Annotated in this window: 14 protein-coding genes and 1 other RNA gene; all 15 read right to left on the reverse strand. The window is 50.8% G+C overall.

Annotation, left to right across the window (positions count from 1 at the left end; translation table 11 throughout):
* Window positions 1-561: 561 nt before the first annotated feature.
* The 15 genes from thiE to Q0482_RS00265 all read right to left on the reverse strand — a co-directional run bounded on the left by thiE (window position 562) and on the right by Q0482_RS00265 (window position 17125).
* Entirely contained in the window at window positions 562-1197 is a 636-nt protein-coding gene (gene thiE / locus Q0482_RS00195) for a thiamine phosphate synthase (protein ID WP_299141928.1), read from the reverse strand.
* Window positions 1184-1990, reverse strand: coding sequence for a hydroxyethylthiazole kinase (gene thiM / locus Q0482_RS00200; RefSeq protein WP_299141931.1), 807 nt, complete (start codon window positions 1988-1990; stop codon window positions 1184-1186). The genes thiE and thiM overlap by 14 nt, the downstream gene beginning before the upstream one ends.
* Before the next feature lie 12 nt (window positions 1991-2002).
* Window positions 2003-3532, reverse strand: coding sequence for a hypothetical protein (locus tag Q0482_RS00205; RefSeq protein ID WP_299141934.1), 1530 nt, complete (start codon window positions 3530-3532; stop codon window positions 2003-2005).
* Window positions 3533-3664: 132 nt separating this feature from the next.
* Window positions 3665-3982 carry a thioredoxin family protein gene (locus Q0482_RS00210; RefSeq protein WP_299141937.1) on the reverse strand — a complete coding sequence of 106 codons (318 nt, stop codon included), beginning with the start codon at window positions 3980-3982 and terminating at the stop codon, window positions 3665-3667.
* A gap of 135 nt (window positions 3983-4117) precedes the next feature.
* Window positions 4118-4461, reverse strand: a transfer-messenger RNA (tmRNA) gene (ssrA, locus tag Q0482_RS00215).
* Window positions 4462-4534: 73 nt separating this feature from the next.
* On the reverse strand, window positions 4535-5521 hold the full coding sequence (locus tag Q0482_RS00220; protein ID WP_299141940.1) for a diaminopimelate dehydrogenase: 987 nt from the start codon (window positions 5519-5521) through the stop codon (window positions 4535-4537).
* 1076 nt (window positions 5522-6597) lie between these two features.
* On the reverse strand, window positions 6598-7878 hold the full coding sequence (gene purD / locus Q0482_RS00225; protein WP_299141942.1) for a phosphoribosylamine--glycine ligase: 1281 nt from the start codon (window positions 7876-7878) through the stop codon (window positions 6598-6600).
* 14 nt (window positions 7879-7892) lie between these two features.
* Window positions 7893-9437 carry a bifunctional phosphoribosylaminoimidazolecarboxamide formyltransferase/IMP cyclohydrolase gene (gene purH / locus Q0482_RS00230; protein WP_299141944.1) on the reverse strand — a complete coding sequence of 515 codons (1545 nt, stop codon included), beginning with the start codon at window positions 9435-9437 and terminating at the stop codon, window positions 7893-7895.
* Between the two features lie 33 nt (window positions 9438-9470).
* On the reverse strand, window positions 9471-10097 hold the full coding sequence (gene purN, locus Q0482_RS00235; RefSeq protein ID WP_299141946.1) for a phosphoribosylglycinamide formyltransferase: 627 nt from the start codon (window positions 10095-10097) through the stop codon (window positions 9471-9473).
* Entirely contained in the window at window positions 10090-11148 is a 1059-nt protein-coding gene (gene purM, locus Q0482_RS00240) for a phosphoribosylformylglycinamidine cyclo-ligase (protein ID WP_299141948.1), read from the reverse strand. Before purM ends, purN begins: the two co-directional genes overlap by 8 nt.
* Window positions 11149-11157: 9 nt before the next feature.
* The gene (gene purF / locus Q0482_RS00245) at window positions 11158-12579 is read right to left on the reverse strand and encodes an amidophosphoribosyltransferase (RefSeq protein ID WP_299141950.1); all 1422 of its coding nucleotides are present in this window, start codon (window positions 12577-12579) and stop codon (window positions 11158-11160) included.
* Between the two features lie 117 nt (window positions 12580-12696).
* On the reverse strand, window positions 12697-13560 hold the full coding sequence (locus tag Q0482_RS00250) for a phosphoribosylaminoimidazolesuccinocarboxamide synthase (RefSeq protein ID WP_296980612.1): 864 nt from the start codon (window positions 13558-13560) through the stop codon (window positions 12697-12699).
* A 72-nt stretch (window positions 13561-13632) separates the two neighbouring features.
* Window positions 13633-14124, reverse strand: coding sequence for a 5-(carboxyamino)imidazole ribonucleotide mutase (gene purE / locus Q0482_RS00255; RefSeq protein WP_299141952.1), 492 nt, complete (start codon window positions 14122-14124; stop codon window positions 13633-13635).
* A 540-nt stretch (window positions 14125-14664) separates the two neighbouring features.
* Entirely contained in the window at window positions 14665-15678 is a 1014-nt protein-coding gene (gene dusB, locus Q0482_RS00260; protein WP_299141954.1) for a tRNA dihydrouridine synthase DusB, read from the reverse strand.
* A 106-nt stretch (window positions 15679-15784) separates the two neighbouring features.
* Window positions 15785-17125: a M20/M25/M40 family metallo-hydrolase gene (locus Q0482_RS00265; protein ID WP_299141957.1), complete on the reverse strand. Its 1341-nt coding sequence runs from the start codon at window positions 17123-17125 to the stop codon at window positions 15785-15787.
* Window positions 17126-18246 lie beyond the last annotated feature (1121 nt).

Raw genomic sequence — 18246 nt, forward strand, 5'->3', positions numbered from 1 at the left:
GTTTTCAAAGAATCATCGCTCTTCAAGCGACTTGATTATCATATCACGAAGTTTTTGTTTTGTCAAACTCTTTTTTGAAGTTTTTTCAAAATTTTTTTCAGGGCTTTTCCAACTTGTTTTTCGTGACAGCTGCTGTATCAGCAACGTGAAATATAATATCACGGAAATGAGGCTGTGTCAACAGTTTTTTGAAATTATTTTTTTGACACGCCTATCGGCGTGAGGGTTCAGAACGGAAAGGTTGACAGCCGCTCCGCGGCTGAGGATTCTTAAGGTTCTGAAGTTTGACGGGCCCTATGGGCCCGAGGGTTGCGGATTGCCCTGCGGGCAATGAGTATAAAGTCAGCGTTACGTGCTTACCTTCCCGCCTCACGCGTCATACTAAGCCGCAGGCGAAGAATCTCTGTGCGCGGCAATAGTGACACATGCAGTGATAAATTCCCTCACTTACGATTCTTACCGAAATTCTTTGATGCGCCCAGGATGAACAAGAGGAAACCGGAAGTCCAGTCTGATGTCTGATGCCTGACGTCTATCTCCTCTACTTAACTCTACGCTGTACTATCTTCCCAGCACTTGATCAATCATTTCCTTCAGGTCTGCCGTCGCTTTTTCCGGTTCATCTGCAGCCATAACAGCGGAGACTACGGCAAAGCCGGAGAGGCCATAACCTTTGAAAAGGGGGATGGTGTTTTTATTCATGCCGCCGATGGTGACCACCGGGATATGGACGGTGTCCATGATTCTTCTAAGTTCGGAAGGGGAGGTAATGTCCGCATCTTTCTTGGTGGCTGTGGGGAACATGGCCCCTACGCCCAGGTAGTCGGCGCCATCTTTTTCCGCCTGTACTGCTTCTTCCAGGGTACCTGCAGAAACGCCCAGAATTTTATCCGGGCCTATCAGTTTTCTTGCTATGGCCGCCGGCATATCGGACTGGCCTACATGGACGCCGTCTGCGCCGCTGGCCAGCATAATGTCGATACGGTCATCTATGATAAGGGGCACATGAAATACATCAGTGATTTTTTTCAATTTCACTGCCCTTTCATAGAGAAGGCCTGTGTCCCCTTCCTTTTCTCGAAGCTGCACCAGTGTGGCGCCGCCCTGCAGAGCTTCTTCCACCACCTTTTCGAAGGTGCCGGGTGCCGGCTGGTTTCTATCGGTAACCAGGTAGAGGCTGTAATCAATGTTCTTCATAGCGGGCTCCTTTGGCAAGGGTTTCGCCGGTCATATGTCCCAGTTCATCCAGGATCCCCATATGGAAGTGTCCCAGTCCCTGTTTTCCATATGCTTGCCAGGCTCTTTCGCCGGAAAGGCCCATGGCTGCCATGGCTGCCACAGAGCTTTCGAAGGGATCCTTCGGGCTGGCGCCGCAGAAGGCACCGATAAGGGTGGTGCACATGCAGCCGGAGCCTGTAATGAGCGGCATTTCAGGGCATCCGTTATGAATGAATACTTTTTTCTTTCCATCGGTGATTATATCCACCTTGCCGCTGATGACAACCACCGCGTTCCATGTCTGGGAGAGCTTGGAAGCCATTTCGGCCGCCTCTTCCAGGTTCACCGTTTCGCCGGCGTCCACGCCTTTGGTGTGGAGATGAACGCCTCCCAGGGAGAGCACTTCACTCATATTTCCACGGACCACAGACATGTGCACATGGTTCATGATTTCCGCCGCCATCCGGTTGCGGAAGGAAGTAGCACCGCAGCCTACGGGGTCAAATACCACCGGAATGTGATGGACATTGGCACTGCGGCCGGCCTCAATCATGGATTCTACTTTGCTCACATTCAGGGTGCCTATATTAAGCACCAGGGCCGATGAAATGGCCGCCATGTCTCCCACTTCGTCAATGGCATCAGACATCACCGGCGAAGCGCCGATGGCAAGGCATGCATTGGCACAGTCATTCACTGTGACGTAATTGGTAATGTGATGAACCAGAGGATTTGATTTCCTTACCTGATCCAGATATTTTGCTAGTTCCATTGTATTCGCCCCTCAGTTCCGGACTTGATCAGCCCAATAGGCAGCCATGGTGCTGCTTTTTTTCGTGCCATATCCCTCTTCATAGTAGGAAGACATGATTTTATAAAATTTAAAATGTCCCTTTCTTGCCAGCCGCTGGGCCAGCTGGAACGCTTTCTTTGGATTTTCCTTATGAAAGACTTCTCCGTCATGGGGACCAGGTCCCGCATAGTACTTCCACAAAAGGACATCTACGTAATAGTCGGATGACGAAGATCCTTTCCTGGCGGCTTTAGTGAAATCCTTTTCTGTCACTCCCAGCACATCTCCATAATAAAAATAGAGCTTGGCCAGAAAGGCTGATGAGTCAACATCACCGGCTGCAGCTGCTTTTTTGTACCAGCCTGCCGCTTCCTTCATCTTTTCGCTGTCTTCCGTTGACAGTGTCTCTCTCCTGCCGGTATGCAGGAACCGAAAATTTTTCATGGCCTGCAGTGTTTTCATAGCCCTGCCGCAGCAGAAGCGAATCAGTTTTTTCCGGCATTCTTCGCTTCCGACCCGGTATCCCTGTTTCAGGTTTTCTTCAAAATCCTTATACCGGCCCTGGGATAAAGCTATATCTGCCAGCGCCTCAAATGCAATACCGCAGCCTAAAGAAGCGGACTGCTTAAGGTAGGCAAGGGCCTTCTTTTTTTCTTCCATGCCATCCGGTATGGCAGGATAGGCTCTTCCTGCCCGATATGCCGCAAGACCTGCTTCAATTTTTCCTCTCCGGTCACCTCGCTCATAGGCTTTCAGGTACCAGGCAATGGATAAATCCATATTTTTATGGACCGCTTTTCCTTCATCATAGAGCATGCCCAGTTTAAAGCATACGGAAATACTGCCGTCATGAAAGGCCTGGGCATAGAGCTCCAGTCCCCGTTTCACATTCACTTCCGTTCCCCTGCCCCGGATAAATGCATCCCCTGCCAGTTCGCGGCAGAGGTTATCTCCATGGACAGCGCCCCGCAAAAACCAGGACAGGGCCGTCCGGTCATTTTTAGGCGGGTTTCCAGGCTCCTCATTCCGCCCATGATCCTGATAGAGCTTTCCTATTTCCGCATAGGCCTTATAAAAACCGCCGGCAATGGCTTCTTTGTACCAGCTGATGGCAATGTCCCGGATTTCCTCGGAGCGAAGTGCATCCAGTGTCATCATACGCCCTGCCTGGTAAGCTCCCTGGGGAACCCCGCTCTGGTAGGCAGCGGCATAACAGTCAAAGGCTTTCTGCAGATCAGGCATCACACCATAGCCATGCTCATATATTTCCCCCAGAAGGAGGCTGCTACCGCCATGCCCTTTGTCTGCCAAAACCTGGAAGCAGTGCAATGCGGGCCCGTATTTTCTTTCCTTATAAAAACTTTTTCCCAGCTCAAAAAGCCTGGGCGCTGCCTGGCTGCTGCCCTGCATAACAGCCCGGGACAGATAGGTCATGGCCTGGTCATAATTTCTGATTTTCAGGTATTGCTCTCCCAGATTCAGCAGTTCCCTCTTTGAAAGATTTAAGGCTTCGATGCCCACATTTCCACTTCCTTTCCCAAATCATTTCATTTATTTCATTGTACCACGCCCCATCTCATCCTGCCCCATGAAATCGTATGTTTTTGAAAAAATGCATAAAAAAAGGAGCCCTCTTGGGACTCCCTTTTCTCCTTATTCAGCTGCCTTCTCAACAAAGGCCTTCAAATCATTATAGCCCACATTGCCGTATCCAATAATCCGGTTCACCGGCTTGCCATCATGGAAATAAATGAGGGTGGGAATGGTTTCCACTTCATACCTTTTGGCAATCTCTTCATCTTCATCTACATTGATACCATAAATGGGCGTTTCGATTTCTCCGGAAAGCTTTTCCACCATGGGACGGAGCCTTCTGCAGTATCCGCACCAGGGAGCGGAAAATCCCAGAATCACATCGCCTTCGGTTAACACTTTATTAATATTTTCAGTACCTGTAATCGGTGCCATCATAGTTACCAGCTCCTTATCTTTTGGAAATGTTTTTCTTGTTGTATTTATTATATTCTATATATTTAAATTTGTCAATATAATGGCCAATCAAAAACCGCTTTGAAAGAAATCCTTTCCAAAGCGGCTCTTATTTTCTGGTGGAGATGAGGGGAGTCGAACCCCTGTCCAAAAAGCCTGTCCCATAAATTTCTCCGAGTGCAGTTACTGTTTGAGATTTAAGCAAAGTATCGTACAGGAACAAACTGCCTTTGCCGATTTCGGAATTGGTTTCCCTTTGAAGTCCCGAACCTCCTTCTCCGGTATCCTATTGGTTGATGTCAGCCTGAAGTCATAGGAAAACGTCAGGGGACATTAGCAGATTAGGCTGCTAAAGCAAAATCACGTTTTGCGTTTAAGTTTTTCCACCGTTTAACGGGGTAGATGGAATCCCGACTCGCTGTTTATGATCCAGAATCTCCTGTCGAAACCGGTACATCCCCAGATGGTCGAACCCATTATATAGTAAATGAAAGGAAATGTCAAAATTTGATAAAAGCCGCAGCTCCCAATTCATCAAAGTACGTGGGCCCGAAGTTCTTTGCCGGAGAGCGGGGAAAGGTAGGCCGGCGGCACGTCGAATACGGTGAAGCAGCCTGTTCTTCCTTCTTCTACGAAGCGGTGAAGGGCTCTTGCATAGGCGAGAACCACATGGGTGGTGAATTCAGGATTGGAATCCAGGGTCAGACGATATTCCATGACATGGCTGTTTTCCTTATGGGCACCGGTCCTGCCGCTGCGGAATACAAAGCCCCCATGGGCAAGGCCTCCGTGCTTTTCTTTCAGTTCTTCTTCGGAAATGAAATGAACAGTGGTGTCAAAGTCCGCAAAGTAGTTGGGCATGGTTTTGATGGCGTTTTCAATGGCCCCTCTGTCGGCCCCTTCTTCTGCCACCACATAGCATTCCCTGGTATGCATATCCCTGGTGGTAAGCACAGGATTTTTCCCATTTCTTACGGCTTCCAAAGCGCTTTCCACAGGGCAGGTGTACTGCTTCCCGTCCCTGACTCCCGGTACGCGGCGGATGGCGTCAGAATGGCCCTGGGAAACGCCCCTGCCCCAGAAGGTGTAGTCTTTGCCATCGGGAAGAATGACATGGCCGAAGAGACGGGCCAGGGAGAAGAGGCCTGGATCCCAGCCTACGGAAATCATGGCCGCTTTACCATGGGCCTTTGCCGCTTCATCCACCTTATCAAAATGCTGCGGAATGTGGGCGTGAGTGTCAAAGGTATCAATGACGTTAAACATAGCCGCATAGGCCGGTGTCTGCTCCGGCAGATCGGTGGCAGAACCTCCTGCCAGCACCAGTACGTCCACCTTATCCTTCCACTGTTCCGCTTCGTCCGCGGAAACCACAGGCACGCCGGGCGTATTGATTTTCACGTCCGCCGGATTTCTCCTGGTAAATACCACTGCCAGTTCCATATCCCGATTGTCTGCCAGTGCACTTTCCACACCTCTTCCGATGTTGCCGTATCCCATAATGCCGATTCTGATTGCCATGATGAAACTCCTTTCCCTGTTTTTGAAATATATTGAGATTTATTGATTTGCCATATTATACCCTAATTGCATAGCAGCGGTAAACCTCTTTGCAAATTTGGCATAGCATATTTCAAGCCGCGGATAGATTCCTGCCCGGCGGGGCACTGTTGTCATTCATGGCGGCAGGAAAGTGTTTGCGGAGGGTTTCCTACTGAGATGATACCCGCTGGTGCTTCTTACCGGCAGGAAACTGTTTGCAAATAGTTTCCTATTGAGGTGACACCCGCTGGTGCTTCTTACCGACAGGAAACTATTTGCGTATAGTTTCCTATTCGGCGTAGCACCATTGGTGTTTCTTACCGACAGGAAACTGTTTGCGAATAGTTTCCTATTGAGGTGACACCCGCTGGTGCTTCTTACCGGCAGGAAACTGTTGGCGGATGGTTTCCTATTCGGCGCGGCACCATTGGTGTTTCTTACCGGCAGGAAACTATTTGCGTATAGTTTCCTACTGATATGACACTCACCGGTGCTCCTTACCGGCAGGAAACTGTTGGCGGATGGTTTCCTACTCGGCTTGACACTATTGTGTTTCTTACCGACAGGAAACTATTCGCGTATAGTTTCCTATTCGGCGCGGCACCATTGGTGTTTCTTACCGGCCGGAAACTGTTTGCAGATAGTTTCCTACTCGGCTTGACTCCATTGGTGTTTCTTACCGACAGGAAACTATTCGCCTATGGTTTCCTTCCCGCCATGTCACCATTGTCTTTCATCACAGTAGGAAACTATTCACCTATCGTTTCCTTCCCGCCATGACACCATTGTCTTTCATCACAGTAGGAAACTATTCACCTATGGTTTCCTTCCCGCCATGTCACTATTGTCCTTCATCTCAATAGGAAACTGTTCACCTATCGTTTCCTACCCGCCATGTCACTATTGTCCTTCATCTCAATAGGAAACTTTTTACCAGGGAGATTTCTCCACTCCGCTTTGCTGCGCTCGAAATGACGGGAGCGGCGGGGCAGCGGGAAGCGGGAAGCCGGCAGCGGACAGCAAAAAGCGGAGCCCCAGGGCTCCGCTTTTGTGAATCATTCTTTATCTTTCAAATGTCTGATGCCTTTGTCTGCAATGTCGTGACGGTACTGAACTCCGTCCCAGTGGATTTGGGAGACGCCTTCGTAGGCTTTGGCTTTGGCTTCTTCCAAAGTGGGCGCCAGGGCCACTACGTTGAGGACGCGGCCGCCGTTGACTACGTATTCTCCATTTTTCTTCGCTGTTCCGGCATGGAATACGATGCATCCGGCTTTTTCCGCTTCTTCCAGTCCGGAAATGACTTCACCGGAGGAGTGGGAGCCGGGGTAGCCGGCAGAGGCCATGACTACGTCTACGGCGCAGCCTTTCTTCCATTTCACTTCTTCCTTTTTCAGTTTCCCATGGACACAGTCCAGCATCACCTGGGCCAGATCGCCGTCGAAGAGGGGAAGGACCGCTTCCGTTTCCGGATCGCCGAAGCGGCAGTTGAATTCTACCACCTTCGGGCCTTCGTCGGTAATCATAAGGCCTGCATAGAGACAGCCTTTGAAGGGATATCCTTCTTTTTTCATGGCCGCTACGATGGGGCGGAGGATTTTGACTTTCACTTCGTCCATCATTTCATCGGTCATCACCGGAGCCGGTGCATAGGCTCCCATGCCGCCGGTATTGGGGCCTTCGTCGTTGTCGAAGATTCTCTTATGGTCCTGGGAGGAAACCATAGGTACCACATGGGTGCCGTCGCAGAAGCAGAGGACGGAGGCTTCTTCCCCTTCCATGAATTCTTCAATAACCACAGACCGTCCGGCGCCGCCGAAGGAGTGTCCCTCCAGCATGTCTTTCACTGTGCTGATGGCTTCATCTTCGTTCTGGGCGATGATGACGCCTTTGCCGGCCGCCAGGCCGTCGGCCTTGATAACGATAGGATATTTCCGGTTATTCACCAGGTATTCCACTGCCTTGTCTTCGTCGGTGAATACTTCGTAGGCGGCAGTAGGAATGCCATATTTCTTCATCAGATTTTTAGCAAATCCCTTAGAGCCTTCAATGCGGGCTGCCGCTTTGGAGGGGCCGAAGAAAGGAAGTCCTTCTGCTTCGAATTCATCAGCCAGACCTTCGGTGAGAACCGTTTCCGGTCCGGCTACGGTCAGGTCCACTTTCATCAATCTGGCAAAGTCCAGTATATCTCTATGTCCTTTGACGGGAATCAGGTGGGCCACACTGCTCATACCATCATTACCGGGGATGGCATAGACTTCCGTTACGGAAGGGCTCCGTGCCAGCCGCCAGAGCAGGGCATGTTCCCTGCCGCCGCTGCCAATGACTAATACCTTCATGGAAAAAACCTCTCTTAACTGTGACGGAAATGACGATGTCCGGTGAATACCATGGCAATGCCGTATTTATTGGCCATGTCAATGGATTCCTGGTCCCTGATGGAGCCGCCGGGCTGGATAACTGCAGTAACGCCTGCTTTACCTGCTGCTTCGATGGTATCACCGAAGGGGAAGAAGGCATCGGAGCTCATGACGGAGCCCTTGGCTTTTTCTCCGGCTTCTGCAATGGCAATGTCAGCAGAGCCTACACGGTTCATCTGGCCTGCACCTACGCCGTAGGTCACGTCTTTGCCGGTGAGTACGATGGCGTTGGATTTCACATGCTTTACAATCTTCCATGCAAATTCCATGGCCTGCCATTCTTCTTCCGTAGGAGCACGGTGGGTGACTACTTTGCAGTCTTTTCTTGTTTCAGCGCTGTTGTCCGGGGTCTGTACCAGAAGGCCGCCGGAAACTTTATGGAGCTGCAGTTCTTCCTTGAAGGCTTCGGGAACTTCAATGAGGCGGATATTTTTCTTTGTTTCCAGAATGTCCAGTGCTTCCTGGGAGAATTTGGGAGCCATAACCACTTCAAAGAAAATGGGTTTCATGGCTTCTGCTGCCGCTTTGTCGCAGACCTGGTTCATGGCTACAATGCCGCCAAAAGCGGATTTGCTGTCTGCGTTGAAGGCGCGCTGGAAGGCATCCAGTGCATCTTTGCCGAGAGCTGCACCGCAGGGGTTGGTATGTTTAATGATAACGCAGGCCGGCTGGTCTTTGCCCCATTCGCAAACCAGATCCCAAGCTGCTTCCATGTCCACAATGTTGTTGTAGGACAGTTCTTTGCCATGGAGCTGTTTGGCTGCTGCAATGCCGCCTTTGGCTTCGGGGTCCTTGTAGAAGGCTGCCTTCTGATGGGGATTTTCGCCATAGCGAAGGTCCTGGATTTTTACGAAGGCTTTGCTGTAAATATCCGGCAGTCCGTCTTTGTCTCCGTTCACTTCCTTGGTGAGGTAGTCTGCGATAGCGCAGTCATAGAGACCGGTGTGGAGGAATGCTTTTCTGGAAAGCTTCAGACGGAAATCTTCGTCCAGTGTGCCATTCTTGATCCGTTCCAGAATTTCTCCGTACTGGGAAGGATCTACAACGATGGTGACGTATTTGTAGTTCTTGGCAGCAGCACGTACCATGGACGGGCCGCCGATATCGATATTTTCAATGGCTTCGGCCCTGGTAACACCGGGCTTTGCAATGGTTTCACGGAAAGGATAGAGGTTCACAGCCACCAGGTCAATGCCTTTAATGCCATGTTCCTTCATGGCCTTCACATGGTCCGGGTTGTCACGGATGGCCAGGATGCCGCCGTGGATCATGGGATGGAGGGTTTTTACACGGCCGTCCATCATTTCCGGAAAGCCGGTAACTTCGGAAACCGATTTCACCGGAATGCCTGCTGCTGCAATGGCTTTCATGGTGCCGCCGGTGGAAATGATTTCCACCCCCAGTTCATGAAGTCCCTTTGCAAATTCCACTACCCCGGTCTTATCAGATACACTGATCAGGGCTCTTTTAATTGCCATAGTTAACTCCCCCTTTATAGAAATAGTTTTCCTTTATTTTTCAGGACGGCTGTGCATGCCGCTCACATGGTGTCCTTCAATATGAAGCTGATCTGCACAGAAGGCAGTCACCGCCCTCACATAAGCCGGATGTTCCTGCTGCAGAATACGGTCGGAGAGGGTTTCTTCAGTGTCATCATCATATACAGGCACTGCCACCTGGGTAATGATGGGACCGTCGTCCAGGCCGGTGCCTACGAAATGAACGGTGCAGCCGGCCACCTTCACCCCTGCCTCTACAGCCTGCCGCTGGGCATGGAGCCCACGGAAGCTGGGCAGCAGGGCCGGATGGATATTAATAATCCGGTTCGGAAAAGCGTGAATCAGGTTTTCACCGCAGATTCTCATGTATCCTGCCAGGCAGATGAGGTCCGGGTTATAAGATTTGGCTGCTTCCAGGATGGCATCATTGAAGGCTGCCTTGTTTTCAAAGGATTTCAGCTCCAGTACTGTGGAAGGAACGTTCCAGCGTTCTGCTCTTTTCAGTACCTGGGCATCGGCGTGGTCACAGATGACTCCAACCACGGTACCATTCACTCTTCCATCCACTGTGGCTTCATGAATGGCCTCTGCATTGGAGCCCCTGCCGGAAGCAAATATAAGGATTCTCTTCTTACTCATTGAAAAGACCACCTGTCACAACTACGTCCTGGTTTCCTTTTGTGATTTCGCCCACTTCATATACCGGTTCATTGATGGATTTCAGGATTTCCTTGGCCTTTTCCGCATTTTCCCTGTTCATGATAAGGAGCATGCCCAGACCGCAGTTATAGGTGCGGTACATTTCCCGAGGCTCCACGCCCCCTTCTTTCATGAGGAATGGGAAAATCGGAAGGAGCGGCCATTTTTCCGCATCCAGCACAGCCCTGGTACCCTTGGGGAGCACACGGGGGATGTTGTCATAGAAGCCGCCGCCGGTGATGTGAACCATGCCATTCACCTTTGTGCCTTTCAGTACAGGCAGTACAGGCTTCGGATAGAGGCGGGTAGGAGTCAGGAGCACTTCGCCCAGGGGCTTGTCCATATCTCCGTATACCTTATCCAGGGAAAGGCCGTTGTCCCGGATAATGCGGCGCACCAGGGAATAGCCGTTGGAATGAACGCCGGTGGAGGGAAGGCCCAGGATTACATCACCCTCTGCAATATCTTCGCCGGTAATGAGATCTTTTCTGTCTACAATGCCTACGGCAAAGCCGGCCACATCGTAGTCTCCCTTGGCATAGAAGCCGGCCATTTCCGCCGTTTCTCCGCCAAGGAGGGCGCAGCCGGACTCAATGCACGCATTGGCCACGCCTTTGACAATTTCCGCCATCAGTTCCGGTTCCAGTTTGCCGGTGGCAATATAGTCCAGGAAGAAGAGGGGTCTTGCACCCTGTACCAGTACGTCGTTGACGCTCATGGCCACGCAGTCCTGGCCGATGGTGTCATGAATGCCCATTTCGATGGCCAGACGCAGTTTGGTGCCTACGCCGTCGGTACCAGAAACAAGGATGGGATCTTCAGACAGTTCATCCTTCAGGCGGAAAAGACCGCCGAAGCCGCCGATATCTCCCATAACGCCACGGGTATAGGTGGCCTGAACCGATTTTTTAATCAGCTCCACTTCTCTTTCGCCGGCATCAATATCTACGCCTGCTTCTGCATAGGTCAAGCCTTTTTTCTTTTCGCTCATGGTTCCTCCCTATTCTTCATCTTCCATGCTGCCCAGTCCGTCATGCGGTACCTTTTCCGGGTACACACCGTCGAAGCAGGCAAAACACATGTCCGATGCTTTAATATTGGAAATCGATTCCGCCAGCCCTTCCTGGGACAGGTAATGAAGGGCATCGGCGCCAATCATTTTGCAGATTTCCTCTGTAGAATACTTGGCCGCAATCAGCTGCTTTCTTTCGGCCGTATCAATACCGAAGAAGCAGGGGTAGCGGACTGGCGGCGAACTGATGCACAGCTTGATTTCCTTAGCGCCTGCATTTTTCAGGAGATTGATAATAATGCCGCTGGTGGTACCGCGAACGATGGAATCATCCACCAGGATAATCCGTTTTCCCTCCACGTTCATGCGGATGGGGTTCAGCTTCATGCGTACCGCCCGTTCTCTCTTTTTCTGTCCCGGCTGGATAAAGGTACGTCCCATATATTTGTTTTTGAGAAGCCCTTCTACAAAAGGAATGCCGGAAGCGGCGGAATAGCCCAGGGCTGCTACGTTGCCGGAGTCCGGCACGCTCATCACCACATCACCGTCGTAATGGGTTTCTTCCCAGAGCTTTCTGCCCATGTTCAAACGGGCCTGATAAATGTCCTGGCCGTTCATAATGGAATCGGGGCGGGCAAAATAAATGTATTCAAAGGAACAGATGCCATGGCGGTGGCTGTCCACCGGGCAGTACATGGTGGAGCGGACGCCGCTGTCATCGATGGTGACAATTTCACCGGGGAGAATATCCCTTACAAACTCTGCATCAATGGCATCCAGTGCCGGTGTTTCCGAAGCCAGCACCCAGCCGTGTTCCGTCTTTCCCAGAACCAGGGGACGGTATCCGAAGGGATCCCTGCAGCCGTAAATAGCATCATTGGTGCATGCCACAATGGCATAGGCACCATGGATTTCATCCATCAGTTCCTTGAATTTTTCCTCTTCCGTAGCCCGGCGGCTTCTGGCCAGCAGTTTGATAATCACTTCCGTGTCCATGGTGGTGGAGAAGGTGGAGCCTTCCAGAAGGAGGCGGCGTCTCAGATTCTTCGTGTTCACCAGGTTCCCATTGTGGGCAAGGGCCATAGGGCCGTCAATACTGTCAGCCTGCAGGGGCTGCACGTTCACCGGAATGGAGGAGCCGGTGGTGGAATAGCGTACGTGGCCGATACCGATGTGGCCTTCCTTTTCCGGCAGGTTGTGGAAAACCTCCGTCACCAGACCCATACCGCGGAAAGTTTCCATAGACTTTCCGTCGGACACGGTAATGCCTGCGCTTTCCTGTCCCCGGTGCTGCAGGGCAAAAATACCATAGTAGGTTTCATGCACCGCAGACAGCTCCCGGTCAAAAATACCAAACACTCCGCATTCTTCATGCGGCTTGTCATCATATACATCCATACTTTTGTACATTACGGAATTCTCCTGACTTTCCTATACTTCGGACATACATGTCCTTTTTCTGGGGCTTTTCCGCAGGGGACCGGGCCGTGCCACCCCATTGAGGCATGGTCCCGTCCGTTATTTTTCTTAGAACTTTTCACCGGTAAGGAGTTCGTAGGCTTCCTTGTAAATGCCGATGGTCTTGTCGATGATGTCCTGGGGAACCGTGTCTCCCGGATGAGCCTTCAGGTAATCGCGGACAAACTGTTTGTCGTAGGAAGGCTGGCCGTGACCTGCTTCGTAGCCTTTAGCCGGCCAGAAGCGGGAGTTGTCCGGAGTCAGCATTTCATCGCCCAGAACGATATTTCCTTCCTTATCCAGGCCGAATTCAAACTTTGTATCTGCAATGATGATGCCTCTTTCCAGAGCATAATCAGCGCACTTATTGTAAAGGGCAAGGGTCAGTTCAGACAGCTTTTCCATGTATTCTTTGCCTTTTCCCGGGAAGAATTTGTTCACCCATGCTTCCCCTTCTTCCATGGAAATATTCTGGTCATGTTCCCCTACCGGTGCCTTGGTGGAAGGAGTAAAAATAGGATGGGGCAGCTTCTGGCATTCCTTCAGTCCTTCCGGAAGGGCAATGCCGCAGACCTTTCCGTCCTTCTGGTAGCCTTCCCAGCCGGAACCGGTGATGTAGCCACGGACGATGCATTCCACCGGAATCATGTCCAGCTTCATGGTCTTCATGGAGCGGCCTTCAAATTCCTTTGTCTGGAAAAATTCCGGCATATCTTTGGTATCGATGGAAATCATGTGGTTAGGAACGATGTCCTTTGTGAAATCGAACCAGAACTTGGACATGCGGTTCAAAACTACGCCTTTTTCGGGAATGGGGCATTTCAGAATGTTATCGAAAGCGGAAATACGGTCGGTGCATACCATGACCAGGCTGTCGCCCAGATCATACAGTTCACGTACTTTGCCGGATTTAAAAGGTTTGTATTCTTTCATTCTATTTTCTCCTTCATTCATGTAAGATGTATTTCCATGGTCATCCATGGGGAAAAATGAAACGGGACTTGCTTATCTGCCTAATTCTGCCTGCAGCTTTTCATCCTTGGCGTAAATTTCCTCAGCTGCCTTTTCACGGTAAGCCTTGTACTTTTCATACAGCGCTTTATCGGAAACCGCACCGATTTCCACAGCCAGGAAAGCGGCATTCTTGGTGCCGTCAATGGCTACTGTAGCCACCGGAATACCAGAAGGCATCTGCACGATAGAAAACAGGGCATCCATACCATCCAGCTTAGCACCGGAAAGGGGAACCCCGATGACCGGCTTCAGTGTCAGGCTGGCTACTACGCCGGGAAGGGCTGCTGCCATGCCGGCGCCGGCGATAAAGGCCCCTACTCCTTTCTTTTCTTCCTCTGCCACAAAATCAGCCAGCTTCTTCGGCGTTCTGTGAGCAGAAGCAATGGTGACGTCATAGGTGACCCCAAAATCATCAAGAATAGAAAAGGCCTTCTTCATGACCGGTAAATCGGAATCACTGCCCATAACAATTCCAACATGCATTTGTCAATTTCCTCCCTTATTGAGACATTCATCTCAAAAAAAATCTCCCTTTGCAGAAAAAATGACTCAAGGTCACACGATTCCCGCAAAAGGAGTTTATACCGATTGGATACAACGTTTCAGCAAAAAGAGAGGCAGGCGAACAGAACACAGCTTTCCTGCTCTGTATGTCTTCAGAAATATGGATTCTTTCAGCAGACATGGCCGCTCCTCTCCCACTTGAGATAAAAAAGCCTGCGCTCCCAATGCACAAGCCCTGCAACAATGAAATCTCTATTGCTTACGTTCCTTAATTATTCTAATATTTCCATTTTGCCTTGTCAATGAATTTTAATACCCGAAACCATTCATACTGCATGCTTTTTCCAACTATAACGGCGTCTTCAACTTTTATTCATTTATTTTTTATCTATTACTATTTCTCTTTCATGATTCGGTTTCATCTACCCGAGAGCCATTGGGAAAAACATCCGGTACATGAATCATCCGGGCATAAACAAAGAACCCGGCAGCAGTAAACATCTTCTACCCATCCGGCAGTCAAAAATCCACCATCCAGCTTCTATCCGGTTTTCTCTTACTTCTATCTTCCACATAGGTATCCAGCACCCGGTTAAATTCTTTTTCTGTCAGCGCCTTCATGATTTCCCTTCTAAGGGATGCCGCTTCAGGGAGGCCATGGAAGTAGCGGCTGGCGTGAGCACGCATTTCTCTGACTGCCACATGTTCTCCTTTTTCTTCCACCAGGCCGTGAAGGTGCTCTCTGGCCATGGCGATGCGCATTTCATTGGTAGGCGGCGGGAGGATATATCCCGTTTCCAGGTAGGTGTTCACCGCTTCAAAAACCCAGGGATTGCCCCAGGCAGCCCGACCAATGGCCACGCCAACGCAGCCGGTTTCCTTCATCAGTCTTCCGGCAGTGGAGCCGTCCACCACGTCGCCGTTTCCAAAGACCGGGATGTGGACAGCCTGTACTACTTCGCCGATTTTTTCCCAGTCTGCGCATCCACTGTAGAAATCCTCTCTTGTGCGGCCATGGACAGTGATGGCAGAGGCTCCTGCTTCTTCCACCGCCTGTGCCAGTTCCACGCAGTTTTCCGTTTCCCGAGACCAGCCAAGCCTCATTTTCACGGTCACCGGAACATGAACCGCCTCCACCATGGCCTTCACTATGGAAGCAGCCAGTGGGACGTTCTTCATCAGGGCGGAACCGTCGCCGTTTTTGACCACCTTCTGCATGGGGCAGCCCATATTGATGTCAATGATGTCGGCTCCCGCCTTTTCCATTTCCTTTGCCCCCAGGGCCATGATATCCGGCTCGCTGCCGAAGAGCTGGAGAGCCACCGGATGCTCGGTGGGATCAATTTTCAGCATGTCCCTTGTTTTTTCATTTTTATAGTAAAGCCCTTTGGCGCTCACCATTTCCGCCGTGGTCATGGCGGCACCCATGCGACGGGCAATGACGCGGTAAGCCAGATCGCTCACCCCTGCCATGGGGGCCAGCACCGCCCAGCCGTCTAACTGTATCTGTCCGATTTTCGGTTTCTGTATCATAAGTCCTCCTGTATTCACATTGGACTATTTTATCACAGGATAGAGCCCTTGAAAATGAAATAAAAGGCCGTGAGGAAATGATTACCATTTTTACGGCTCCCATAAATCATCGTTCTGCGTAATTTTTCAGGAATGTCTTGATAAACCGTACCGGTACATCCAGTTTATCCACCGGCATTTTTTCATCCACCTGGTGGGCTTCGCCCCAGCTTCCGGTCTTCACCCTTCCGGTAAAACGGTAGATATTGTCACAGACCTCCGCGTAATTTCTGGAGTCCGTAGCCCCAAGCATGAGATTTGGAGCAATCACCGTGTCTTTACCGTAAACCTCACGGATGGTGTCGGAAAGAAGTTTGAACATATCTCCCTTCACATCACCTGCAGGCTTCGGATTTTCCGCAAAGGAAGCCTTCACCTGTACACCGTTCGGCATGATGGATTCCAGATATTTCTTCACAGAGTCCACCGTATCTCCCTGCAGGATACGGACGCTCAGAGTTGCTTCTGCATGGGAGGGAAGTACATTGGCCTGACTGCTTCCTTCCGCCATGGTCACGGCAAAGGTCGTATGAAGAAGGGCGTCCATAATCCTGTCATTCTTCGCCATTTTCACCAGTTTCTTCCAGTTTTTCTTCGGATGGCTCACAATGGACTTCCGAGGCTCTTCCTGCAGCGGCGCCACCGCTTTCAGATGGGCCTTCACCAAAGGGGTAAGGCGGTAAGGCATAGGATGGGCTTCCACTGCCGCCATGGCCCTTGCCACGTCTCCCAGCACGGTGCCCCGGCCCGGTTTGCTGGCGTGGCCGCCAGCGCCGTCCTTATAGAGCACAAATTCATTAGGCGCTTTTTCCGCCATGCCCACCAGCGCCAGCAGGGGCTCCCCATCCTTTCCTTCTTCCACGTTGCCCCCTTCATCGAAGAGGCAGGCCAGATGGACGCCCTGCTCCTTCAGATAAGAAGCGGTGAGTACAGAGCCCTTCTTATCGGGGCTGCACTGGACTTCCTCATTATGTCCAAAGGACAAATAAATATCGAAATCCGGCGAAAAGCCCTCTTCCAGAAGCTCTTCCACCGCATCCATTTCCGCAGTGAGCACGGATTTGCAGTCCTCCGCTCCCCGGCCCCAGAGGCAGCCCTCTTCCACAACTCCCCCAAAGGGCGGATGGCTCCACTGCTCCTCATGGATTGCAGGCACCACATCCTGGTGGGCCATGAAAAGGACAGGTTCCTTCTTCGGATAATCCGATTTCCAATGAAAGAGAAGACTGGCTTTTCCAATCCTCGTAAGACTCAGCTTTTCAAAAATCAAAGGCCAAGCTTCCTGCATGTATTGATGGAGCCGGTCAAACTGAGCCCAGTCCGTGTGCTCATCATTTACGGAAGAAACGGTAGGTATCTGCACCACGCCCTTGAGATGGGCCATATATTTTTCAAGTTTTGTATCCATGAAATCGACCTCCCTGAAATGAATGCTTTTCTTTATATTGTAACATGAAAAAGGCGCAGAATGGTCAAAGGCGCAGCCGATTGTAAGAGGATTCAGAGAGAAAGGTTGACGGGGCTTCGCCCCGAAGGTTCTTAAGGTTCTTATGTTTGACGTATCCCTTGGGCCCGAGGGTTGTGGTGGCGCCTTAGGGCGCAATTTTAAAGTGTAACCTGCCCCACAGTGGAAAGATTCACTGTGCACCGCTTCGCGGCAAAAAAATAAAATCAGCGATACCTGTAGAAACGGGTTTTGAATTGAAATAACATCCGGAAAATGCTTATTCCGAATCATTTCTTTAATTCATAATCAGCACTTACGTTTCATAATTTGCAATGCATATCGTCATTTTCTCTATTTTATTTATCTATGCTTTCATGTATAATATTGATTAGATGAGGGTGGAGGAAAGGTCCGGGGAGTGGCCACATAAAAATACCCGGTTCCTGCCGATACTGCAAGCCATCTCGCAAAGATGAATCCATAAGAGCTCCGGATACCAAGTCCGTTCGATGCGTTCTGAAGCTCCTGCCCCCAGGACTGGAAGCTTCAGGAAATATGGGTTAATGCTGCACGAACCGAATAGCCTGAAAGATCTCATCGTCAAGATGAGGCAGACGAATTCCAATGGGTCTTCGTCTGAACCGGCCAAGGTCTTTCAGGCTTTTCGTCGTGCCCGGGTAGAGAAGATATATAGTACAGTCATTTCAAAAAACGAATAGCACAGGCGCTGCATTGCACCACTGTCATATTTACCACAGCAGAGGGAGCGTGAAGAAATCTCATGCCTCAACAGCACAAGCCTCATTGCGGCAGGAGATCTCGGGGCTCAGAACCTCAATGAGCAGAAATACATCCGTCTTCATACCGGCATGCAGCCCCCCTCGAGATGACGGTGGAGTCGGGCAGCGCTGTCGTCATTTCCACCGCAGCGAAAGAGCGCGGTGTGGAAGAATCCCCGCACGGACACAAGCTGTCATGTGGCGGGAGATTCCCCCACTCAGAGCCTCAATGAGCAGAAATACATCCATCTTCATACCGGCATGCAGCCCCCCTCGAGATGACGGTGGAGTCGGGCAGCGCTG

This window comes from uncultured Dialister sp. (genome assembly GCF_937959425.1).
In the GTDB taxonomy this organism is placed as follows: domain Bacteria; phylum Bacillota; class Negativicutes; order Veillonellales; family Dialisteraceae; genus Dialister.